Source organism: Actimicrobium sp. GrIS 1.19, from assembly GCF_035984655.1.
Classification (GTDB): domain Bacteria; phylum Pseudomonadota; class Gammaproteobacteria; order Burkholderiales; family Burkholderiaceae_D; genus Actimicrobium.
This window is the reverse complement of sequence record NZ_JAXCHT010000008.1, coordinates 1-22,555: the sequence shown is the minus strand read 5'-3', so window position 1 is coordinate 22,555 and position 22,555 is coordinate 1. Positions and strand designations below refer to the sequence as shown.

The following is a 22,555-nucleotide window of genomic DNA, read 5'->3' as shown; positions in this document are numbered from 1 at the left end:
TCAGAGGATGAAAGCCCGAGCGCCAAAGCGCTCCAGCAGTGGGTGGGCGGCGTCGCCGGTGGCCATCACGATCTTGGTCAGCGCGTCGGCCAGCATGCAGGTCGGGGCCGAGACCGTAACGCTGAGGCTGTTGTCGATGGCGGCGCCGCTGCGGCCGTCGACCAGCGCACTGATGCTGTCGGCGCCGATGCGGCGACGCGAAAAATAACAGGCCGAGGTCGCCAGCGCAGCATTGGCAACCTCGACGCTGGCGCGCGCCGTGGTGATCGCGCCCGGATCGCGTACCGCAATCGCAAACGGCGTGTCGCCAAGCACACGCAGGTCACCGCCGGCATTGACGCAGGCTGATGCGATGCCGGCCCGCTGCAGCGCCTCGATGGCCTGGTCGACGGCGTAGCCTTTGGCGATGCCACCGAGATCAATGACGATCGGCCGGGTTTTGGTGACGCTGCCATCCGGCGCGAGCTGCAAGCCGCAATCGCCGGCCAGATAGGGCGGCATCGGGAGAGTCGTCGGCAGCAGTTCCCACGCCACCAATTGCGTTGCGCAGCCAATGTTGAAGATCGATGCGCTGGCCTGCGTCAGCATGGCCGCAGTGGCCAGCACGTCGCGCGTATCTGCGGCCACTTGCACGGCTTCGCCGACTGCTGCGCGATTGATGCGCGAGACATCGCTGTCCGGGTCATGGAACCCCATCCGGTGATGGATTGCGGCGATCCGTTCGAATGCTGCTGCGAAGGCTGCGGCGCTGTGGGTGTCATCAATCGCATCGGCAATGCCGATGTCGACCAGCGTGCCCAGCCACGGCTGTGCGCGCCGTTTCATTTTTTCAGCGCGACCTGCGCCACGGCGGCGATGCGGCGCACGCCGTCGGTGACATGGGTGGCCGACAGCGTGGCGCCGCTGATGTTGGCAATGCCTTCACCCAGCGCCAGCCCGGCCGCCGCTGATTTGCCGACGAACTGTTTGCGCCAGGCGGCGTTGCGGATTTCAAAACCGTGGCTTTCGCGATAGGCCAGGATTTCAATCTGCTTGACGCTGGCGTCCGGGTTGAGCGCCACCGCGTACGAAATCAGTTCGTACTTGCCGACCACGTCGTCCTGCACCACATAACCCAGCAGCGTGTCTTCATGCCAAGCCGCAACCACGCGCCACTGCACCGAACGGGCCGCAATGCCGGCCAGTTTTTCCACCTGCTGCATTTGCGTCGTCGTCAGCGACAACGGCACCGGCTTGAAGGCGCTGGCGTCCGGATACATTGCCTTCTGCGCTTCTTCGGCGGACAGGTATTGCGTGGCGAAGGCGCTGCTGCTGACGGCACAGGCAGCCAGCAGCGTGAACTTCAGATGGCCGTTCAAAATGAATAGCCGACGCCGAGATTGAGCCGGTCGCTCGCGGTGTCCTCGGTGAACTTCTGATAATCGGCCTTCAACACCACGCCCTCGCCGACGCGCAGATTGGCGCCGACGGTCGTCACTTTTTCGGTCGGCCCGGCCGCCACGTTCAAGCCATCCGGCTGCGCTGCATAGCTGCGCGCGGTGTTGAACTGCTCGTAACGGATGAACGGCGTGAGCACGTAATCCTGGCTTTTCCAGGCTTGATACGCCGCCTGGGTGTACCAGCCGTCGAACGACGACGGCACCGGATTCGGGTTGCCGCTGAACGTCAGATTCAAGGTTTCCGTATTGCTGATGGTGCCGCGCGCGTACAGTGCCGACAGATCCCATTTGCCGGGCGTGTAGCGCGCATGCACGTCCCACAACGTGACGCGCGCGCTCGGCGCGGCAAAGTCGGTGGTGGCATGGCTGGCCTTGCCAGTGAAAATCGAGCCGCCCACCAGCAGGCCCGGTACGCCGCGCCAGTTCAACGCCGCATGGCCCGCCAGATCGCGCGATTTGGCCAGCTGGCCTTCCTAATGGATGCTGCCCAGTGGCGATTCGCGCGCATCGCTGGAGGCGGCGTCCCATTTGGTCAGGTCGAAGCCGGTGGTGAGGCCCAGATCCCACGTCAAGCCGTTTTGCGTCGTGCCCGAGAGGCCGAGGCCGGCTTCGCGCCAGGTCGACGGGATGATCGCGGTTTCGACGAAGTTGCGTTCGACACCGTAAAAAGCGGTCGGCTCGTGATTGGTGTTGATCAGTCCGGCCGGGATCAGGAACAGGCCCGCCTTGGCGCGCAGTCCATTGTCGAATTCGCGCTCGACGTACAACTGCTCGACCTCGCTCTCGCCCTTGTCGTCGGCCGAGGTGACGGCGTGTTCCCATTCGAACTCGGTGACCAGTTTGGTCTTCGCATCGAAGCGATGGGTGATGCCGATCACGGCGCGGCGTACGTCGGTTTGCGCCTGGCTGGCATCTTTGCTGGGGCGGTTGTAATTGACTTCGCCATATCCCGACAGCACCGTCTGCGGACCACTCAGCCCATTGCTGGCGGCGGGCGCTTCTGCAGCAGGCGCTGCGACTGGCTCGGTGCGCTGCGTCTTGCTGGCGGCCAGCTCGGCCTTGACCTGTTCCAGTTCGGCGGCCAGCTTGTCGAGGCGTTGCATCAGCTCGGCTTCGGTGGCGTGTGCCAGTAACGGTGCGGCGCATAACGCGAGCGCGATGGCGCGGGCGATCAGGGTGTGGTTCATGGTGGAGAGCCTTTCAGAAGCGGATCAGGGATGCGGGTAGTGGTCGGTGAGGGTGCCGAGGAAGGCGATCAGGTCGGTGATTTCGTCGTCCGACAACGCCGGTGCCATGCCGGGCACGCGGTTGTACGGAACCTCGGTCGTATTGACATTCTTTTTGTAGGCGGCGGGCAGGTCATCGAACTTGTTGACACTGCCGTCGGCCGCCAGCGGATACCACTCGGCCGGATTGGTATCGCGCCGGACATAGAAGCCAATGGCATCGCGCAGGTTGTTGAAGCGGCCGTTATGGAAAAACACCTTGCGGGTGGCGACGTTGCGCAGGCTCGGCACCTTGAACGCACCGCACAGCTCGGCGCGCGCGGCCAGGTCGGTGCGATCGGGGCCGCACAGGCCAAGATCAAAGTAAGCCGGATCGGCATTGGCGGCGATGGCCGGATTGCGCGGCACGCCGAGATTGTCATAACTGAAGTCAGTGAACAGTGGCGGGCTGCCGTCGGCACCCCGGGCGCTGGTGTGGCACGCCGCGCAATTGCCCTTGGCCGGGTTGTTGAACAGCGCCAGCCCGCGCAGCTCGGCGGCTCCCAGCGCTACCTTGCCGGCCAGGAATTGATCGTATTTGGCATCGAACGGGAAGAAGTCGGGGTCTTCCTTCTGATACTGCTGCAACGCAAAGGTAATGCGCTCGAAGGCCAGTTCGGGGTTGTCGAGGATGGCCGCGCCGAAAGTGCTGCGAAATGTCTCGGCATACGCCGTGCGCGACAAGCGCAGGATCAGGTCGGCCTTGCTGGCGTTGGCCATTTCGTGCGCGGCCAGGAATGGGCGCTGGGCTTGTTCCGCCAGCGTGGCGGCGCGACCGTCGCGGTTAAAGCCGGCGGTGGGCGTGCCATCTTTTGCGAAAAAGAACGCCGGTGTCAGGTTCAGGTAGCGCAACGAGGGCGCCGCGCGCGTACCGGCGATCTTGTCGTCAGGGCCCCCAAGTTGGGTCGGCAGATCATTGCTTTGCGCATGGCTGTTGGCAGGATTGTGGCAGGACGCGCACGCCACATGGCCTGAGGCCGACAGAGAGGTATCGCGGAAAATCTTTTCGCCCAATTGGGCGCTGGCACTGAGCCGGGTATCGACCGCGACGGGCGCTGGCGTGGTGCTGGCCGATGTGTCGCCACCGCCACCGCATCCGGCCAGCAATGCCAGGATGCCGGCCAACAGAACAAGGCCGGCGCGCCATGCGGGTGAGGATCGGGAGTCGGGTATGTCGCAGGGCGCCATGACGGACGCGGCAGGGAAAGAGTAGGTCATTTGCTGGTTTTTGTGCGTCTTAATGAGAATGATTGTAATTTGGATTCGCAAGGCGATCAAGACATCGATTGCGCCGACGGAATTTTCCGACAGCATTTTTAATGCCTTGCATTTTGCCGCGGGGGTGGCATAATAAAAATCATTCTCATTCAAATAGTCGAAAGACATTCAATGCGTCCCAGCTTTTCCCTAACCACATTGCGCGTCGGCGAGTTTGCAACCATTGCTGGTTTGAATGCGCAAAATGAGTTGTACCTGCGTCTGACGGCGATGGGTTTTCGCATCGGAAAGCAGGTGCAGTTGCTCCGCTCGGCGGCTTTTTCCGGGCCCCTGCATGTGCGCATCGGTACCACGGACATCATGCTCAGACGAAGCGAAGGCAAGCTGGTGGAGGTCGTGCCAGTGGGGACTGCCGCGCAAAAATGAAACGTGTAGCATTGCTGGGCATGCCCAATGCGGGCAAATCAACCTTTTTCAATCGCTTGACAGGGGCTTCGGCACGGGTAGGTAACTGGCCGGGCGTCACCGTCGATTTGCTCGGCGCCAAAGTCCTCATCGGCGCCAACATGGCCGAAGTGGTTGACCTGCCGGGCATCTATGATCTGCAGGGCTTTTCGGAAGACGAGCAGGTCGTGCGGCGCTTCCTTTCCGCCAATCCGGTTGATCTGGCGCTGGTCATCGTCAATACCGCCCAGATCGAACGACAACTCAGCCTGATCCTTCAGCTCAAGCACCTTGGCGTTCCGATGCTGGTGCTGCTGAACATGTCTGACGAATCCAAAAAACTTGGCATCACGGTCGACACCGCGCAGCTGGCCACGCTGCTTGACTGCCCGGTCGCCATGCTGTCAGCCAAATACGGCAACGGCTACCAGAGCGCGTACCTGGCGATTCAGAAAAAACTCAATACCGCAGCGCCCGCCATGACGGCCGACCTCAGTATCGCGCCGTTGCCCGAGCCCGCGCTCGAAGCCGCGATGGAGCTCATCCTGGGCGCGGCAGTCCAGATTCCGGCGCATGCCTCCGACGTGCTGACGCAGCGCATGGACCGCGTCCTGCTGCACCCCATTGCCGGTCTGCCGATTTTTTTCCTGATCATGTTTCTGCTGTTCCAGGGCATTTTCATCCTCGGAAAGCCGATTCAGGATGGCGTCGCCTGGCTGCTCGAGCTGCTGCGCACCGCCGCGCTGGAGCCATTGCTGTCGGGCCTGCCTGCGCCAATCACCGGACTGCTCCTCAATGGCATCTACAACGGCGTTGGCACGGTCGCCAGCTTTGTGCCGCTGATCGTGCTGTTTTTCCTGTTCATGGCATTGGTCGAAGACAGTGGTTATCTGTCGCGCGCGGCGTTTCTGATGGACGCATCGATGGCCAAACTGGGGCTCGACGGCCGCAGTTTCGTGATGGTGCTGATGGGGTTCGGCTGCAATGTGCCCGCCCTGATGGGGACGCGCGTGATGCGGTCCCGCTCGCTGCGCCTGCTGACGATGCTGGTGATTCCATTTTCGCTGTGCTCGGCGCGCTTGCAGGTGTTCGTGTTCTTCATCGCCGCGTTGTTCACGCCGCGCCAGGCGCCCATCGTGCTGTTCAGCCTGTACATGGTCAGTTTTGCGACGGTGCTGTTTACTGCCCTGCTGTTCAAGTCAAAGTTCGTCAACAGCGAGCCGTTCATCCTCGAAATGCCGCCGTACCGTTTCCCGACCTGGCGCCAACTTGTCTTGCGCGGCTGGCAGGAGGTGCATCACTTCCTGCATCGCGCGACCAAGTTCATCATCATTGGCGTCGTGCTGGTCTATGTGCTCACCAACTTTCCGAGCGGCGTTCCGGCCGCCAGCAGCGGCACCATCGCCGGCTGGCTGGGTGCGAGCCTGGCGCCGATCCTGGACCCGATCGGCATCAACCAGCAACTGGCGATCGCCTTGATATTCGGCTTTGTCGCGAAAGAAATCGTGATTGGCTCGCTGGCCGTGATCTATGGCCAGGATGGCGGCGCACTGATGGGCACCATCGCACATCAGGTCGACTGGGTGCAGGCTTTCAGCTTCATGCTTTTTACGCTGATTTACACGCCATGCCTGTCGACCATCGCCACCATCCGCACCGAGTCACGCAGCCGTGCGTTCACGGTGTTTGCGCTGGTCTGGCCGATGGTGCTGGCGTGGGCCATCAGTTTCGCGTTCTATCGCACTGCACGGGCATTCGGATATTGACGGGCGGGTGCCCGTCACACTCTGTGCAATAAGTTCTACAGCGAGGTGGCCGAGCGCGCCGCCTGCTCATACAATCCCGACATGATGCGCAAAAACCGCGCCAGTTCACTCAGCTCAAAACTCTCGGTGCCATCGCCGGTCAGTCCCGATACCAGCACCTGCTCGCGAATTTCAAAGTAGCGCTTGCACACCGCCTGGCCCTCTTCGTTGGTGGAATACAGCACTTCCTTGCCGCGCTTTTCCGTTTTCACGAGACCCAGGGCCTGTAACTTCTTCAGCGAATAATTGACGATGTGGGTGTCTTCGATGTTGAGGATGAAGGCAATGTCGGCCAGTTTCTTTTCGCGCGCCCGGTGATTGATGTGATGCAGCACCAGAACATCGGTGATCGTCATGTCCTTGACGCCCACTGCAGAAATACAGCGCACCGCCCACCGGTTGAAGGCATTGGACGCGATGATCATGCCAAATTCGAATTCGCTCAGTTCAGCACTGCGCCCGGACGCCAGGTGCGCGGACGAGACGATCGGCTGCTTTGCCTGATGGGTCGGGCGTGCTGCGGCGGCTGGTTTCTTTGGATTTTCTTCTTTGGTCATGGTGTTTGTCATCACAAGGTTTGGGGGAAGACGGGAAGGGCGCCACGGTTCCCATTTTACGTGCAAATTGTCAATAAAATGTGGCCGCATCCAGCAATGGATGCCCCATTTTTTCATGAAAACAGGCAGGCCGAAGCACAATTTTTGGCGTCGGAAGATCCCTCCATGTTTGTGATTTCTCAAGAGCGTGCCGTGAAGTTCACCTTAGCATCGTCGTCACGGATTGCGATATGCCCTGTAAATCCATCCGGAAGTCATGGCGTTCGACCGCAACGTCATCCCGTTACGCGATCTGACCGCAATGCCTCCGGCCTGTCACCCATCGCCGGCGTCCGGTCACCATTAACCCCAGAGGAAAACTCCATGAAATCTCTCGTTAAGAATCTTGTGTTTGGTTGTTTTGCGTTGCTGCTTGCCGGTGCGGTATCTGCGGCCGAAAAGGGCAGCAAGGATGAGGCTGTCGCGCTGGTGAAAAAAGCGGCAGCCTACCTGAAGGAAAACGGCAAGGAAAAAGCCTTCGCCGAATTCAACAAGCCCAATGGACCCTTCGTTGATCGTGACCTGTACATTTTTGTCTACAGCGCCAACGGTGACGGCACCAATCTGGCCCACGGCGCCAACCCCAGCCTGGTCGGCAAGAATCTGATCGATCTGCGCGACGCCGACGGCAAGGCGATTGTGAAAAATTTCATTGAAGTTGGCAACAGCAGTGCCGGCAGTGGCTGGGTCGACTACAAATGGGCCAATCCGGTCACCAAGGCGATCGAATCGAAATCGACCTACATCGAGAAAGTCGGCGATGTGCTCATTGGCAGCGGCGTCTACAAATAGTCAAAGCGCGCGCCACAAGGCAAACACCAGCAGCGCAAAAAATGCGGCGACGATATCGTCCCACATGACACCGAAGCCACCTTTGAAATGGCGGTCAAAATAGCCGATCGGGGGTGGTTTCACCATATCGAAGAACCGGAACCACGCAAACGCCCAGCACTGCGTCGTGAAGTCGGCCGGTGCCAGCAACAGCAGCACCAGCCAGATTGCAACGATTTCGTCGATCACCATGCTGCCATGGTCGGCAACGCCGAGATCGCGTCCCGTCTTCGCGCAAGCCCAGATGCCGATCAAGAAACCCAGCACGATGATGACTGCCCAATGCGTGACCGTGAAAAAATCCGGCCAGCGCGATGTCAGCAGCGAAAATGACAGCCAGCCAAGCAGGGTGCCACTGCTTCCCGGCATGACGGGTGACAACCCGCTGCCCAGGCCCTGTGCAATCAGATGCGCGGGATGCGCCAGCATGAAACGACCGGAGGGCTTGGTGATGCCGGCGCGCCGGGCCGGTTCGAGAGTGGTCATGGAGTCGTGAAGTGATCAAATGAAGCAAAGGATAAGCCGGTCAGCGCGCCTGTCGCATCGCGCAATCGCAGGCCCGGGAGCTGATCGATGACGCCGACCCGCGTGACATCGGTGTGGCTGCGCCGTGCGGCGTCGAGGACTTCGCTGCGGCACGTGGGCGATGCAGTGAAACATAATTCGTAGTCATCGCCACCGGCGACGCAGAACTGTCGGCGCAGCGTCGTTGTCTGCGTGCGCAATGCGATGCCTGCCGGGAGCGCGTCGATATCCAGTGTTGCGCCAACCTGCGAGCGTGCCAGGATGTGGCCGAGGTCGCCCGACAAGCCGTCGGAGATATCAATCGCCGCGTGCGCAACGCCGATCAGTGCCATGCCAAGTTCCACGCGCGGTGTCGGGCGATCCATGCGCACAATCGCCGTCGCCAGCGTGTCGGCGTCGAGATGCAGTTCACCGGTGCGGTGGGCCAGCGCCAGACGTGCATCGCCCAACGTTCCCGAAATCCAGATATCGTCGCCGACTTGCGCTGCATCGCGGCGCAGCGCAGTGCTGGATTCAAGCTCGCCAAAAATCGTGATGCAGATCACGCGCGGCCCCTTGGTGGTGTCACCGCCGATCAAGGCGCAGCGGTGCAGATCGGCCAGCTTGAACAGTCCCTCGGAAAATCCCGCCAGCCAGGCTTCGTCAATTGCCGGCAGTGACAAGGCCAGCGTGAAGCCGACCGGTTTCGCCCCCATCGCCGCAAGGTCGGACAGGTTCACGGCCAGGCACTTATGGCCCAGTGCGCGCGGATCGACATCCGGCAGAAAGTGCCGACCCTCGACCAGCATGTCCGACGAAATCGCCTGTACGCCAACAGCCGGGGCGAGCAATGCGCAGTCGTCGCCAACACCAAGTAGCACCGATGGATCGCTGTGATCAGGTCGGGTGAAATAGCGGGCAATCAAATCGAATTCGGACATGCCGAGCATTGTACCGAAGCTGCGTCGCAGTTCTTTTATTTGCACCGCTTGGGCCGCCCGTTTGCAAATCACAACGCGCAAAGGATGGCGCTGGTTCGGCCGTTGATGGACATCAAGCGACAGTATTTCTGCCTGTCCGGGACCGAATTTCTGACTACCATCTGAGCCTTTCCACTCACCGTAAATGAAACATGCCACGTCATTGTCGCGCAGGATTTTCGCTGCTTGAAGTGCTCATTGCCCTGTCGGTGCTGGCCGCCGGCGTGCTGGGCGCGCTCGTCTTCCTGCTGATGACCCTGCGCACGGCACAGAACACCGAGCGCCAGTCGCAGGCGCTGCATCTGGCCAGCGATATTGCGGAGCGCCTGCGCGGTAGCGCTACGCATCCGGAGATTGTCGAGCTGCTCGCTGGTCTCGATTACGATGCCGGCGCCTCGGCCGCGCCGGTCCGGCCCGCGGTTTCCTGTCACGACCGCTGGTGCAGTGCAAAGCAGTTGGTCGAGGTCGAGCTGTACGAATGGAAAATGCGCATCCGGGCCGAGCTTTCGGGCGGGCGAATGCGGATTTGTCACGACGAGATGCCATGGCAGGAATCCACCGGTGCATGGCGCTGGGATTGCGGTTCAGCGGGTGCGGCCAGTGCGCCGTTGTGGGTCAAGGTCGGCTGGCGCGACCGCGTCGCAGGTGCGACCCCGGATGCGCCTGGCATCGTTTTGCCGGTGCTGCCCTGATGCGCTTGTCGTTACGTTGCGACCACGCGCAGTCCGGCGTCGGACTGGTCGAGCTGATGATTGCGCTGGGGCTGGGATTGCTGCTGGCGGCTGCGGCAGGCCACATTTTCCTGGCCAATCTGGCCGCCTACCAACTGCACGACGACAGCGTTCGCCTGACCGAGAGCGGGCGCTACGCCATCGACAGCATCGCCCGTGCCGTGCGTCAGGCCGGCTTCACCGACCTGGCAGAATCCGATGCCAGTAGCGACCGCGGCCCCGACATCGTTGGATGGGACGCACGTTACCTCAAGAGCACCACGCCGGGCGTTGATCAACCGTTGACTCCTGCAATCAATGGCAGCGACATTCTCGCGTTACGCTTTCGCGGCGCAGGCAAGGATGGTCGCGCCGATGGCACGATGCTTGATTGCGCCGGCCTTGCGATTGCCGCGCCACAGGAAAGTCCGGCGCGCGACGACGAGGCTGGATGGAGCATTTTCTACGTCGCGCGCGACCAGTCTGGCGAGCCGGAATTGATTTGCAAATACCGCGGCAGGAATGCCTGGTCAACGGCCGCAATCGTTCGTGGGGTCGAGTCATTTCAGGTGCGCTACGCGGTGCCGCAGGGTGACGGTGCGTTCCCTGCACGGCTTCTGACGGCAACCCAAATTGATGCGCTTGACGAGCAACTGGTCGCGCAGGGCGCGAACCCGCAACAGCGTGCGCAGGACAGGGTGCGCCAAAGTCACTGGAACAGAATCACTGCTGTCCATGTCGCGATCCTGCTGCGTGGCACGCAGCCGGTACGACGCGATGGTCTGGACCTGACCCACGACCTGTTCGGGGCGGCATATGGCGATCAATATGCAGCCAGCGATCCCGGTACCCGCATCGCAGAGAGCGCCTTGCCGCCGGCGACGCGCAATCGGCTGCGCAGAGTTTTTTCCGCCTCGGTGCAGGTGCGCAATGCGCGGATCGATCTGTCATGATGCACCTCGGGCAGTCAGGCCGTGTCCAGTCCGGCGTCGCGCTGGCGATCGTGCTGGTTTTCCTGATGCTGGCATCGTTGCTGGCGGCAGCGGCCGCGCAGACCGGAATACAGGAGCAGAAAGCCGCGCGCAACCTGCGTGATCGGGATCTCGCCTTTGCGGCCGCCGAAGCCGCGCTGCAGGATGCCGAAACCGACATTCAGCAAGCGCCGGATCGCCCCCGTTCCCGCAGCGCCTTGTTCGCGCGTGACCGCACGATCGGCTTTCCTTCCAGTGACGCGTCGCTGTGCCAGCGCGGCGACGGCAACCCATGGCAAGGCTTGTGCCGTGCGCCATCGTTGGCGGAAGCGCCGGCCTGGCTCGGCACCGATCTGGCCGATGACGCGCAGGACGTGACGGTGCGTTTCGGCCGCTTTACCGGGCGCACCATGCCTACGGGAGCGGGCGCTTTGCCGGCCAGGCCGCCGCGCTACCTGATCGAAGTGCTGCGCGATCGTCAGCCCGGCACGAAGCCGCAATCGCCTCAGTATTTCTACCGTGTTACCGCAATCGGTTTCGGTGTCGATGCGCGAAATCAAGTCGTGTTGCAATCGTTCTATCGCAAGGCTGACAGCAACTCGGGCACACCCGCGGCAAGCAATTCCGGTGGTCACGCCGCGAGCACAACGACCGTGACCACCACCTTGCGGCTCGGGCGTCTTGGCTGGCGCGAGCTCGGTAACTGGCGGGAATTGCGCAACGGCCTGCGTTCGGAGGCGGAGTAACGCAATGCGCCAGGCCCGTCAACGCACCGGCTATACGCTGATCGAGCTTCTCATCGTGATCGTGGTGCTGGCGATTCTCGCGACGCTTGCCAATGCGTCCTACCGGCATGCGGTGCTCAAGAGCAAACGTGTTGAAGGACGCACGGCGCTGCTGACACTGATGCAGCAGCAGGAGCAGGTCTTCGCCCAGCGGATGACGTATCTGGCTTTCTCGGCCGGCACCGCGACGCCTCCGGCACAGCAATTCAAATGGTATTCCGGCGCCACCCCGGCCACCAGCGCGTACGAGATCGAGGCAACGCCATGCACCGGCAAGCAACTTGCCGAATGCGTGCTGCTTACGGCGCATCCCGGCACGGGCCGGGTCGACAGCGGCTTTGTCGACCTGGCCTGTGGCAGGCTCAGGCTCGACAGCATTGGCAGAAAATGGGCCGATGGCAATGACTGCTGGTAGTGCGCGTTCGGCTTGCCGCCGGCCAGTGCCCTTTGCACCGTGCGGATTTACGCTGCTCGAACTGGTCGCTGCGCTGGCGATTGTCGCAATCCTGGCACTGATCGCCGTCCCGACCTTTTTGACGCTGATCCAGAAACAACGTGTCGTGATTGCCGCAAACGACCTGTTCAGCGCAATCACCCTGACACGCTCGGAAGCAATCCGGCGCGGCGAACGGGTCGATCTGGTCCCTCTCGATGGCGCCAGCTGGGCCAGTGGCTGGATCGTCTTCGTGGATGCCAATCACAATCATCGGCGCGATCAGGGCGAGACCATTATTCGCCAGCATGCGGCAGTGGCCGGCGGCATGGCGATTGAATCGGCCATGACCGATTCATCGATGCCTTACATTGCGTTCACCGAAACCGGCAGGACCCGCACCAACACCAGTAGCCGGACCCCGCAAGCCGGACATATCGCGTTGGCACTGGGTGCGCAGCAGCGCCGCATCGTGCTGAATTTTCTCCGGCGACCGCGGCTTTGCAATCCGGTCGCCGACAAGGCGTGCGGCTAGCGCAGCTCGCCGCTTCGGCTCAGGTGGCCGCTTGCCAGCGCCGCCGCTGCCGCGCGGGTTTCCACGCCAAGTTTTTCGAAGACATGTTCCAGATGCTTGTTGACTGTGCGATGACTCATGCCGAGGATGTCGCCGATATCGCGATTGGTCTTGCCCTTGGCCAGCCACGACAGCACTTCGGTTTCGCGCGGCGTCAACGCGGCTTCGGCAAGCCTTGATGGCGTGTCGCTGCGCGCCTGCAGCTGTTCCAGCAGCAGCATGGTTTCGCCGATGCCGACACTGCCCATGTTGCGCACCGACAGCTGCGCGCCAGAGAGCATCGATGTCACGTGCACCGACGCGCCGCTCAGCGCTGCTGCCACCGAGCCGGGCAGGCCGCCATCGACGCTGGCGTCGCCCACCGCGGCCAGCCACAGTGCGGCCTGCGGCGAACGCCACGCCACGCGGCCGTGGGCATCGACCAGCACCACGCCAAATCCCGCCACATCGACCGCATCCCGCGCCAGTCGCGAAATACGGGCGTTGCGGGTGTGCGTGTGCAGGCGCGCCACGACTTCAGGGGTGCGCAGCGGCTTGACGACGTAATCGACGCCGCCGCTGGCAAATCCTTCCAGCACGTGCTGGGTCTCCGACAGCCCGGTCATGAAAATGACCGGGACATGGGCCAGGCCCACATCGGCCTTGATGCGCCGGCAAGTGTCGAAGCCGGACAGTCCCGGCATCACGGCATCGAGCAAAATCGCATCCGGCACCACCAGCGCAAGGCGCTGCAAGGCCGACTCGCCATCGCGCGCGATCAGCACCGTATAGCCTTCGGCTTCGAGGCAGTCGCACAGCATGCCGAGGCTGCTGGGGGCGTCGTCGACCACCAGCACGACCGGGCGTGGCGCCTCAGAATTCGTTGACATCGGCATCTTCCGTCAGCAGGTCCAGCAGTGTTTCCAGTTCGCAGCGGCTGACCAGCGTGCGCAGGCGGGCGCACGCCGCAGCCAGCGCAGGCTCGTCGTGCTCGTAGCGGTCGAGCAGGCGCTGCAGGCCGTGCACATGGCCGAGGCGGGTCAGGCGGATCAACTCGGCGCGGGCATGCGCTGGCATGGCACAGTCCGCCACCGTGGCAGCGACAGGTTGCGGCAGCACGTCGGCAGTCGCCCACTCCAGCCCGAGGTGGCGCTGCAGCGCCGCCATCAATTCGGATTCCAAGACCGGCTTGGCGACAAAGGCCTGGCAGCCAGCGGCTTTCAGGCGGGCCGCCTGATTCTCGAACACATTGGCCGAGACCATGATGATCGGCACGCTGTCATAACCCTTGTCGCGAATCGCGGTCGCGGTCTGCCAGCCGTCCATGCCATCCATGCTGATGTCGAGCAGGATGGCATGCGGCAGCGCGTCGGCCAGGCTGTCGATGCATTCCATGCCGCTGGCCGCTTCGCGCACCGCGAAGCTGAGCGGCGTGAGCATGCCGGCCAGCATCTGGCGCTGCACCGGCTGGTCGTCGACCACCAGCAGGGTTCTGCGTTCGCCAAAAAATCCGATGACCTGACGCGGCGGATTGGTCATCGGACCGGGATCGTCGATCTCGCGCAGGTAGACCCGCACACTAAACGTGCTGCCGCTGCCGGGCGCGTTCTTGAGCGACAGGTCGCCGCCCATCAGCGAGGTCAGCAGTGCCGTGATGGTCAGGCCCAGGCCGGTACCCGGTTCACCACGGCGGCGACCGGCAGCGCCGCGCTCGAACGGCATGAAGATGCGTTGCTGGTCCTGGATGTCGATCCCGAGTCCGGTGTCGACGATGTCGAAGCGGATCACATCGCTACGGCAGTCCACATGCAAGGTGACCACGCCGGCATCGGTGAAGTGGATGGCATTGCTGAGCAGGTTGATGATGATTTGCGAGAGCCGCTTGGCGTCGGCCTGGACCCAGGCCGGCATGCGGCCGCTGTGGGTGTAGCGGAAGTCGAGCTGCTTGGCTTGCGCCTGCGGGCGCATCATGTTGACGACGCCGTCGAGGAAATCCGGCAGCGGCAAGGGGGTCGGTTCCAGCTGCAGGCGACCGGCTTCGATGCGCGCCAGATCCAGCAGGCCATTGACCAGCGATAGCATGTGCGCGCCGCTGCGCTGGATGGTTTCGATTGCATCGCGCGACGGGCTTGCGGTGGCCGGGTGCTTGAGCAAAATCTGCGCGTAGCCAAGAATGCTGTTGAGCGGCGTGCGCAACTCATGCGTGATCCCGGCGACATAGCGGGTCTTGGCCTGATTGGCAGATTCGGCCACTTCCTTGGCGGTTTGCAGCGCCTTGTCGGTGCGCTCATGGGCCAGGATTTCCATCGATAGCAGCTGGTTCTGGCGGTTCGAATCGTCCTGCGCAATGCGCCGGCTCTCGCTGCCCAGCACGACCCACCAGCTGCACACGGCAATGATCAGCACCAGCATCGCGAATACCTTGATAAAGGCGCCCTCCAGCAGCTGCGCCGTCGCGGGAGATGCAACCAGTGTGGCCTCATGGCTGTAGACGATCGCCATGACGGTCGCCAGCAGCGCGCACAGCGACAGCATCACGACCAGATAATGGCCGACACGGAAGTTGACCCGATCGGGCCAGCTGCCCGGCAGCACTTTGCCCAGCACCTGCTGGACCTGTTCGCCGGCACGCGAATTGGTCTTGCAGCGGTCGTAACAGCGCGACTCCAGCGTGCAGCACAGCGAACAGATCGGCGCGGCGTACACCGGGCAGCTGGCCATGTCTTCGATCTCGAACTGGTTTTCGCAAACGCGGCAGGTGCCGATCTGCCCCGGCGCGCCGAGCACGTCCGGCTGGCGTGCGATGTAGTAACGACCCTTGGTCAGCCAGGCCAGCAAGGGGGTCAGCACCAGCGCCAGCCCGAGCGCGATGAACGGCGAGAACGCTTCTGCCTGCGGTCCCATGGCGCCGGTATGCGCGGTCACGGCGACGATCGCCGCCAGCAGCATCCAACCGAGGCCGACCGGATTGATGTCGTACAGGTGCGCACGCTTGAATTCGATGCCGGCCGGACTGAGGCCAAGCGGCTTGTTGATCACCAGGTCGGCCACCAGCGTGCCGACCCAGGCGATGGCGACATTGCCGTACAGGCCGAGCACCTTTTCCAGTGCCGAGAAGACGCCCAGTTCCATCAGCAACAGGGCAATCGCGACATTGAACACCAGCCACACCGCCCGCCCCGGATGACTGTGGGTCAGGCGGGCAAAGAAGTTCGACCAGGCCAGCGAGCCGGCGTAGGCATTGGTCAGGTTGATCTTCAGTTGCGACACCACGACGAACAGCACGGTGGCCGCCACCGCCCAGGCCGGATTGGAAAAGACATACGAAAAACCGGCAAGATACATCTGCGTCGGTTCGATCGCCTTGGCGGCGGGCAGCTCGTGCTGCAAGGCGAGGAAGGCCAGGAATGCGCCACCCAGCATCTTGCACATCCCCAACAGAATCCAGCCGGGTCCGGCGATCAGCACCGCGCTCCACCAGCGGCGCCGATTGGCGGGCGTCTTCTCGGGCAGGAAGCGCAGGAAGTCGACTTGCTCGCCGACCTGCACCACAAGGGAGAACGCCACCGTGGCAGCCGCACCAAACATGAGCGGATCAAAAGCGCTGCTGCCCGAGGTCCGCCCTGCCAGCCCGGTGAAATCGACAAACGCCTGCGGGTCCTTCCACAACACCGCCAGATAGGGCAGGAACAGCAGCAGCCCCCAGACCGGCTGGGTCCAGATCTGCAGCCGCGAGATCAGCGTAATGCCGCGCACCGCCAGCGGCACGATCACCAGCGCGCTGATGCCGTAGCACCACGCAATCGGAATCTGCAGATAGATCTGCAACGCCAGCGCCATGATGGCGGCCTCCAGCGCGAAGAAGATGAAGGTGAAGCTGGCGTAGATGAGTGAGGTGATGGTCGAGCCGAGGTAACCGAAGCCGGCGCCGCGCGCCAGCAGATCCATGTCCACCCCGTAGCGGGCCGCGTAATAACTGATCGGCAGGCCGGTCAGGAAGGTGATCAGGCCGACCACGAGGATGGCCCAGAGCGCATTGGTGAAGCCATAGTTCAGCGCGATCGCGCCGCCGATTGCCTCCAGCGCGAGGAACGAGACGGCGCCGAACGCGGTGTTGGCGACGCGCCATTCGGACCACTTGCGAAAACCGCGCGGCGTGTAACGCAGGGCGTAATCCTCGATCGACTCATCGGCTACCCAGGCGTTGTACTCCCGGCGGATACGAAATATTTTTTGTGTCGCAATGGCCAATGACTGCTCCCTTTTTGGCTTTTCCGGCGCAAGAAACGTGCCCGTAGTTGGGCGCGGGAGGAGTGCGTACGTCAATTGACGTATTGGGTCGCAGGCCGATTGTCCCGATCATCAAGTCCAGCAAACGGACCGACGCAAGCGCCTCGGTTTGGTGACCCGGGTAGCCCGGGCAACCACCGTTTTCATGTTTCATGCGCACCGCAGTATCCAGCGGCTTCTTTGATCCGTTTCATTCACCACCGGAGTTCACCATGTCAGTTGACGATCGCCAAGGACCACCCTCCCAATCCCGCCGCCGCCTGATCCAGGGGCTGGCTGCCTTGCCATTGGCGTCGCTGCCGATGTGGGGACGCGCCCAGGCGGCGCAGTTCCCGACTGCCAAGGTCAACACCACCAAGCTGGCCGTGACCGATACCGAAGTCACGGTCGGCCAGTTGCATTCATCGACCGGCACCATGGCGATTTCGGAGACCGGTTCGATCCAGGCTGAACAACTCGCGATTGACCAGATCAACGCGATGGGTGGCGTACTCGGCCGCAAGATCAAGGTGATCAAGGAAGACGGCGCCTCGGACTGGCCGACTTTCGCCGAAAAGAGCAAGAAGCTGCTGGTCAACGACCGCGTCGCAGCGGTGTTCGGCTGCTGGACCTCGGCCTCGCGCAAGGCCGTGCTGCCGATCTTCGAAAAGGAAAACGGCATGCTGTACTACCCGACCTTCTACGAAGGCCTGGAGCAAAGCAAGAACGTGATCTACACCGGACAGGAAGCAACGCAACAGATCCTGTACGGCCTCGACTGGGCTGCCAGCGAGAAGAAGGCCAAGACATTCTTCCTGGTCGGCTCGGACTACATCTGGCCGCGCACCTCGATGAAGATCGGCCGCAAGCACATTGAAGGACATCTGCCAGCCGGCAGCAAGGTCGTCGGCGAAGAGTATTACCCGCTCGGCAGCACCAACTTCAATTCGCTGATCAACAAGATCAAGCTGGCCAAGCCGGACTGCATTTTTGCAGCCGTCGTGGGTGGCTCCAACGTGGCGTTCTACAAGCAGCTGAAGGCTGCCGGTGTCTCGTCGTCGAAGCAATTCCTGTTGACCATTTCGGTAACCGAGGATGAAGTGCTCGGTATCGGCGGCGACAACATGGCGGGTTTCTACTCGTCGATGAAGTATTTCCAGTCGCTCGATAATCCCAACAACATTGCCTTCGTCAAGGCGTTCAAGGCCAAGTACGGCAAGGATGCGGTCATCGGCGACGTCACCCAGGCAGCGTATCTCGGACCGTGGCTGTGGAAGGCGACGGTCGAGAAAGCCGGCAGCTTCGACGTCGACAAGATCGCGGCAGCATCGGGCGGCATCGACTTCAAGGCGGCGCCGGAGGGTGAGGTCAAGCTGCATCCGAATCATCACCTGTGGAGCACTGCGCTGATCGGTCAGTCGATGGCGGACGGCCAGTTCAAGGTGGTGTCGCATTCGCCGCAGCAAATCGAGCCGAATCCGTTTCCAAAGGGTTATCAGTAACCGGCATGACATCGCCGGACCATGGCTGCGCGGTTGCAGTCATGGTCCGGCCCAATTTCGACCCACCATCCTTCACCGGCACCGGAGCCACCATGTCGTTATCTGAACTGCTCAATATCGGACTGATGCAAGGCTTTGCCGGCTTGAGCCTGTTTGCAGTGCTGCTGTTGATGGGACTGGGACTGGCCATCATCTTCGGCCAGATGGGTGTCATCAACATGGCGCATGGCGAATTCATGACCATCGGCGCCTACACGATCTACTTTTTTTCACGCATGACCGAACAGTACGCGCCGCAGCTGGCGCCAATCTATTTTCCGTTCGCGATCCTCGCCGGTTTCCTGATCGCCTTCGCCGTCGGCTGGCTGGTCGAATGGGCCGTGATCCGACATCTGTACAAACGGCCGCTGGATACCTTGCTGGCGACCTGGGGTCTGTCGCTCGGGATGCAGCAGATCTTCCGCACCGCATTCGGCCCCAAGGAAGTCAGCCCGACCTTGCCGGACTGGCTGCTCGGCTCCTGGGCCCCGGCGCCGGGACTGGATATTCCGATCAACGGCCTGTTCGTGATGGCGCTGACGCTGCTGGTGACCTGCGCCGTACTGCCCGCGCTGTACCGCTCGCGCTGGGGATTGCGGGTGCGCGCCACGGTGGCCAATCGGGTCATGGCCAACGCGACCGGCATCAACACCAAACGCACTGACCGGCTCACCTTCGCCATCGGCTGCGGCATTGCCGGCGTGGCGGGTGCGGCCTTCACCACGATCGGCACCACCGGTCCGACCTCGGGCTCGCTGTACATCGTCGATGCCTTCCTGGTGGTGACCTTCGGCGGCGCGGCCAGCCTGCTCGGCACCGTGGTGTCCGCGTTCGGCATTGCCCAGACCCAGTCGATCGCCGAGTTTTTCACCAGCGGCTCGATGGCCAAGGTGCTCACGCTCACGGTGGTGGTGGTCATCCTGATGCTGCGGCCGCAGGGACTGTTCGCCGCCAAGGTACGACGCTAGCAGATGGCGCTGCCTGCGCACACAGATACTGTTTTTAACCGGAGCAATCAATGAACAAGATCATCCACTGGGCAGGGCGCAACAGTCTGGGTGGCCTGCTGCTGTTGGCGGTCGTGCTGATCGTCGTGTTACCGATGTCGCTGGAGCTGTTTCGCCTGAATTTGGTTGGCAAGTATCTCTGCTATGCGTTCGTTGCGCTGGGGCTGGTGATGCTGTGGGGTTATGGCGGCGTGCTGAGCCTGGGGCAGGGCGTGTTCTTTGGCCTGGGTGGCTATGGCATGGCGATGTTCCTGAAGCTCGAAGCCAGCGACCCGATCACAACGCGCATCCAGACCACGCCCGGCATCCCGGATTTCATGGACTGGAACCAGATCACGGCGCTGCCGTTGTGGTGGAAGCCGTTCCAGTCGTTTCCGCTGACGCTGGCGCTGATCCTGACGGTGCCGACACTGCTGGCGTTCATCATCGGTTTCGCCATGTTCAAGCGGCGCGTCAGTGGCGTGTATTTCGCCATCATCACGCAGGCGGTATCGCTGATCCTGACCGTGCTGATCGTCGGCCAGCAGGGCTTTACCGGCGGCGTCAATGGCATGACGGACCTGAAAACCCTGCTCGGCTGGGATACCCGCACCGACAGCGCCAAGCTGATTCTGTATTTCGTCACCGTTGGCCTGTTGCTGGCGTCGATCGTGCTGTGCACCTGGATTCAGAAGAGCAAGCTCGGCACCCTGTTGCTGGCGATGCGCGACAAGGAAGACCGGGTCCGCTTTTCCGGTTACGACGTGGCGATGTTCCGGGTGTTTGCGTTTTGCCTGGCGGCCTTTCTGGCGGCGGTCGGCGGAGCGCTGTTCACGCTGCAGGTCGGCTTCATGTCGCCCTCGCTGGTCGGCATCGTGCCCTCGATCGAGATGGTGATTTTCGCGGCAGTCGGCGGCCGCATGTCGCTGGTCGGCGCGGTCTACGGCACGCTGCTGGTCAATTATGGCAAGTCGGTTTTTTCCGAGAGCTTTCCCGATCTGTGGCTGTTCATGATGGCGGCAATGTTCCTCGGCGTGGTGCTGGCATTTCCGGACGGCCTGGCCGGTCTGTACACGAGCCGGGTGCAGCCGCTGCTGGTCAGGCTTGTGCACCGTGTACGCCAGAGCAGGGCCGCACCGGCAGCGCCGCCGTCGCCGCCACCTGTCGTTGCAAGCAGCACACCCAGCCTTCTCGATACCTGAAACCACCGTCGCACCGGAGCCCAGCCATGTCCAAGAAAGAATTTGCATTGACGGTCGAGGACCTGAGCGTCTCGTTCGACGGCTTCAAGGCGGTCGACAGCCTGAACCTGTATGTCGACCAGAATGAGCTGCGCGTGATCATCGGGCCGAATGGCGCCGGCAAGACCACGCTGCTCGATCTGATCTGCGGCAAGACCCGCGCCAGCGCCGGACGTATCACCTTCAAGGGTGCGGAAATGACGACGCTGCCGGAATTCCAGATCGTCCGCTCCGGCATCGGCCGCAAGTTACAGACGCCGTCGATTTATGAAAACCTGAGCGTGTTCCAGAACCTGGAAGTGTCGTTCCCTCGCGGCCGTGGCGTGTTCGGTGCGCTGTTCTTCAAGACCAACGACGAGGTCATGGCGCGGGTCGATGCGGTGGCGGCCGAGATCGGCATGGCCGACCAGCTGGCTGTCGAGGCCGGCCTGCTGTCGCACGGCCAGAAGCAGTGGCTGGAGATCGGCATGCTGCTGATGCAGGACCCGGAGCTGTTGATGCTGGACGAGCCGATCGCCGGCATGAGCGTGCGCGAACGCGAGCTGACCGCTGAACTGCTCAAGCGCATCTGCAAGGGGCGCGCCATGATCGTCATCGAACACGACATGGAATTCGTCAAGCGCATCGCCGACAAGGTCACCGTCATGCATCAGGGGAAGATCCTGGCCGAGGGATCGATGGACAAGGTGCAGGCCGATCCACGCGTCATCGATGTCTATCTTGGCCACTGAACCCATCACCGCACCTCAACCGGAGAACCCGATGCTCAACGTCAGCAACCTGCATGTCAGTTACGGCCAAAGCGAGGCGCTGCACGGTGTCAGCTTCACGGCCGCCAAAAATGAAACGGTGGCCATCATGGGCCGCAATGGCATGGGCAAGACCACGCTGTTCAAGTCGCTGATCGGCATCCTGCCGCTCAAGTCCGGGGCGATCACGGTCGACGGCCAGGACATCTCGGCCGACGAGAGTTATCTGCGGGTCGCCAAGGGCGTCGCCTATGTGCCGCAGGGACGGATGATCTTCCCGACCCTGACGGTGGAAGAAAACATCCAGACCGGCCTTGAGAATGCGAAGCACAAGCGCATCCCGGAAGAAATCTATGCCCTGTTCCCGGTGCTGTTCGAGATGCGCAATCGCAAGGGCGGCAACCTGTCCGGCGGGCAGCAACAGCAGCTGGCGATTGCCCGGGCGCTGGTGACCAATCCGAAGGTCCTGCTGCTGGACGAGCCGACCGAAGGCATCCAGCCGTCGATCATCAAGGACATCGCCAGGGCACTCAATGAGATCCGCAAGATGCGCGAGATCACGATCATCGTGTCCGAGCAGGTGCTGAGTTTCGCGATGGACGTGGCCGACCGCCTGTTCGTCATCGAAGGCGGCCTGCTGGTGCATGAAACCACCCGGGCCGGCACCGACACGGCCCATATCAAGCAATACCTTTCGGTTTGATTTTCATCCACAGCAACCGCGCTCATCCCACTGGAGAATTCCCATGACAGACACCCTGATCAAGGTCGACCTGACCAAGCCCGCGACCGAGAACGAACATATTCACAACCGCTGGCATCCGGATATCCCGATGGCCTGCTGGGTCAAGCCGGGCGACGATTTCATCCTGGAGACATTCGACTGGACCGGTGGCTTCATCAAGAACAACGACAGCGCCGACGATGTGCGCGATATCGACCTCAGCACCGTGCATTACCTGTCCGGACCGGTCGGCGTGCACGGCGCCGAACCGGGCGACCTGCTGGTGGTCGACCTGCTCGATATCGGCGCCAAGCTTGACAGCCTGTGGGGTTTCAACGGCTTCTTCAGCAAGAAGAACGGCGGCGGTTTTCTGACCGATCATTTTCCGGAAGCGCAGAAGTCGATCTGGGATTTCAAGGGAAACGCGGATTTATTCGTCAATACCGGCCAACTTATTTCGAAGCATAACCGTTATAGCAAGATAGCCATCAACACTTCCCCCAAGATGAAG

General features: G+C 62.2%; 24 protein-coding genes. 14 read left to right on the top strand and 10 right to left on the bottom strand.

The window, feature by feature from the left end:
- Genes RCH09_RS07860 through RCH09_RS07840 form a run of 5 tightly spaced genes read right to left on the bottom strand, consistent with a single transcriptional unit; the run spans position 1 to position 3,922 of the window.
- Positions 1-825 (bottom strand): FAD:protein FMN transferase, encoded by an 825-nt coding sequence (locus RCH09_RS07860; protein WP_326940510.1) that lies wholly within the window; start codon positions 823-825, stop codon positions 1-3.
- The gene (locus tag RCH09_RS07855) at positions 822-1,358 is read right to left on the bottom strand and encodes an FMN-binding protein (protein ID WP_326940509.1); all 537 of its coding nucleotides are present in this window, start codon (positions 1,356-1,358) and stop codon (positions 822-824) included. Before RCH09_RS07855 ends, RCH09_RS07860 begins: the two co-directional genes overlap by 4 nt.
- Complete coding sequence (locus tag RCH09_RS07850) at positions 1,355-1,867, bottom strand: hypothetical protein (protein WP_326940508.1); 513 nt, start codon at positions 1,865-1,867, stop codon at positions 1,355-1,357. Before RCH09_RS07850 ends, RCH09_RS07855 begins: the two co-directional genes overlap by 4 nt.
- A gap of 45 nt (positions 1,868-1,912) precedes the next feature.
- The gene (locus RCH09_RS07845; RefSeq protein ID WP_326940507.1) at positions 1,913-2,626 is read right to left on the bottom strand and encodes a hypothetical protein; all 714 of its coding nucleotides are present in this window, start codon (positions 2,624-2,626) and stop codon (positions 1,913-1,915) included.
- A gap of 24 nt (positions 2,627-2,650) precedes the next feature.
- Positions 2,651-3,922 (bottom strand): cytochrome-c peroxidase, encoded by a 1,272-nt coding sequence (locus RCH09_RS07840; protein ID WP_326940506.1) that lies wholly within the window; start codon positions 3,920-3,922, stop codon positions 2,651-2,653.
- A 171-nt stretch (positions 3,923-4,093) separates the two neighbouring features.
- On the opposite strand from RCH09_RS07840, the gene RCH09_RS07835 reads away from it, so the two are divergent.
- Both RCH09_RS07835 and feoB read left to right on the top strand, forming a co-directional pair.
- A complete protein-coding gene (locus RCH09_RS07835) occupies positions 4,094-4,348 on the top strand; it encodes a FeoA family protein (RefSeq protein ID WP_326940505.1) in 255 nt (84 codons plus the stop codon).
- On the top strand, positions 4,345-6,132 hold the full coding sequence (feoB, locus tag RCH09_RS07830) for a ferrous iron transport protein B (RefSeq protein ID WP_326940504.1): 1,788 nt from the start codon (positions 4,345-4,347) through the stop codon (positions 6,130-6,132). The genes RCH09_RS07835 and feoB overlap by 4 nt, the downstream gene beginning before the upstream one ends.
- 35 nt (positions 6,133-6,167) lie before the next feature.
- On the opposite strand, the gene RCH09_RS07825 is transcribed toward feoB, so the two are convergent.
- The gene (locus tag RCH09_RS07825; RefSeq protein WP_326940503.1) at positions 6,168-6,728 is read right to left on the bottom strand and encodes a winged helix DNA-binding protein; all 561 of its coding nucleotides are present in this window, start codon (positions 6,726-6,728) and stop codon (positions 6,168-6,170) included.
- 363 nt (positions 6,729-7,091) lie between these two features.
- On the opposite strand from RCH09_RS07825, the gene RCH09_RS07820 reads away from it, so the two are divergent.
- Positions 7,092-7,559 carry a cache domain-containing protein gene (locus tag RCH09_RS07820; RefSeq protein ID WP_326940502.1) on the top strand — a complete coding sequence of 156 codons (468 nt, stop codon included), beginning with the start codon at positions 7,092-7,094 and terminating at the stop codon, positions 7,557-7,559.
- Here the strand turns inward: RCH09_RS07820 and RCH09_RS07815 are convergent, their stop codons facing one another.
- Positions 7,560-8,084: a phosphatidylglycerophosphatase A family protein gene (locus RCH09_RS07815; protein ID WP_326940501.1), complete on the bottom strand. Its 525-nt coding sequence runs from the start codon at positions 8,082-8,084 to the stop codon at positions 7,560-7,562.
- Entirely contained in the window at positions 8,081-9,043 is a 963-nt protein-coding gene (thiL, locus tag RCH09_RS07810) for a thiamine-phosphate kinase (protein ID WP_326940500.1), read from the bottom strand. Before thiL ends, RCH09_RS07815 begins: the two co-directional genes overlap by 4 nt.
- A gap of 191 nt (positions 9,044-9,234) precedes the next feature.
- Here thiL and pilV point away from each other — a divergent pair, with 191 nt between their 5' ends.
- From pilV to RCH09_RS07785, 5 genes are read left to right on the top strand one after another with little or no spacing between them, the layout of a single operon-like run.
- A complete protein-coding gene (gene pilV / locus RCH09_RS07805; protein WP_326940499.1) occupies positions 9,235-9,774 on the top strand; it encodes a type IV pilus modification protein PilV in 540 nt (179 codons plus the stop codon).
- The gene (locus RCH09_RS07800; protein WP_326940498.1) at positions 9,774-10,745 is read left to right on the top strand and encodes a PilW family protein; all 972 of its coding nucleotides are present in this window, start codon (positions 9,774-9,776) and stop codon (positions 10,743-10,745) included. Before pilV ends, RCH09_RS07800 begins: the two co-directional genes overlap by 1 nt.
- Entirely contained in the window at positions 10,742-11,509 is a 768-nt protein-coding gene (locus RCH09_RS07795; RefSeq protein WP_326940497.1) for a pilus assembly PilX family protein, read from the top strand. Before RCH09_RS07800 ends, RCH09_RS07795 begins: the two co-directional genes overlap by 4 nt.
- Positions 11,510-11,513: 4 nt before the next feature.
- Positions 11,514-11,963 (top strand): type IV pilin protein, encoded by a 450-nt coding sequence (locus RCH09_RS07790; protein ID WP_326940496.1) that lies wholly within the window; start codon positions 11,514-11,516, stop codon positions 11,961-11,963.
- On the top strand, positions 11,944-12,516 hold the full coding sequence (locus RCH09_RS07785; RefSeq protein WP_326940495.1) for a GspH/FimT family pseudopilin: 573 nt from the start codon (positions 11,944-11,946) through the stop codon (positions 12,514-12,516). The genes RCH09_RS07790 and RCH09_RS07785 overlap by 20 nt, the downstream gene beginning before the upstream one ends.
- Here the strand turns inward: RCH09_RS07785 and RCH09_RS07780 are convergent.
- Both RCH09_RS07780 and RCH09_RS07775 read right to left on the bottom strand, forming a co-directional pair.
- Positions 12,513-13,424: a response regulator transcription factor gene (locus RCH09_RS07780; RefSeq protein ID WP_326940494.1), complete on the bottom strand. Its 912-nt coding sequence runs from the start codon at positions 13,422-13,424 to the stop codon at positions 12,513-12,515. The two genes, RCH09_RS07785 and RCH09_RS07780, sit on opposite strands and share 4 nt — an antisense overlap.
- On the bottom strand, positions 13,408-16,785 hold the full coding sequence (locus tag RCH09_RS07775; RefSeq protein WP_326940493.1) for a hybrid sensor histidine kinase/response regulator: 3,378 nt from the start codon (positions 16,783-16,785) through the stop codon (positions 13,408-13,410). The genes RCH09_RS07780 and RCH09_RS07775 overlap by 17 nt, the downstream gene beginning before the upstream one ends.
- Before the next feature lie 251 nt (positions 16,786-17,036).
- Between RCH09_RS07775 and urtA the strand changes: the two genes are divergently transcribed.
- The 6 genes from urtA to RCH09_RS07745 form a co-directional block, all read left to right on the top strand.
- The gene (urtA, locus tag RCH09_RS07770) at positions 17,037-18,305 is read left to right on the top strand and encodes an urea ABC transporter substrate-binding protein (RefSeq protein ID WP_326940492.1); all 1,269 of its coding nucleotides are present in this window, start codon (positions 17,037-17,039) and stop codon (positions 18,303-18,305) included.
- A 92-nt stretch (positions 18,306-18,397) separates the two neighbouring features.
- Complete coding sequence (gene urtB / locus RCH09_RS07765) at positions 18,398-19,312, top strand: urea ABC transporter permease subunit UrtB (RefSeq protein ID WP_326940491.1); 915 nt, start codon at positions 18,398-18,400, stop codon at positions 19,310-19,312.
- A 50-nt stretch (positions 19,313-19,362) separates the two neighbouring features.
- Positions 19,363-20,532 carry an urea ABC transporter permease subunit UrtC gene (gene urtC / locus RCH09_RS07760; protein ID WP_326940490.1) on the top strand — a complete coding sequence of 390 codons (1,170 nt, stop codon included), beginning with the start codon at positions 19,363-19,365 and terminating at the stop codon, positions 20,530-20,532.
- A gap of 26 nt (positions 20,533-20,558) precedes the next feature.
- Complete coding sequence (gene urtD, locus RCH09_RS07755) at positions 20,559-21,302, top strand: urea ABC transporter ATP-binding protein UrtD (protein WP_326940489.1); 744 nt, start codon at positions 20,559-20,561, stop codon at positions 21,300-21,302.
- A gap of 31 nt (positions 21,303-21,333) precedes the next feature.
- Entirely contained in the window at positions 21,334-22,023 is a 690-nt protein-coding gene (gene urtE / locus RCH09_RS07750) for an urea ABC transporter ATP-binding subunit UrtE (protein WP_326940488.1), read from the top strand.
- A 43-nt stretch (positions 22,024-22,066) separates the two neighbouring features.
- Positions 22,067-22,555, top strand: a 489-nt coding sequence (locus tag RCH09_RS07745) for an acetamidase/formamidase family protein (RefSeq protein WP_326940487.1), incomplete at its 3' end; no start/stop codon positions are given.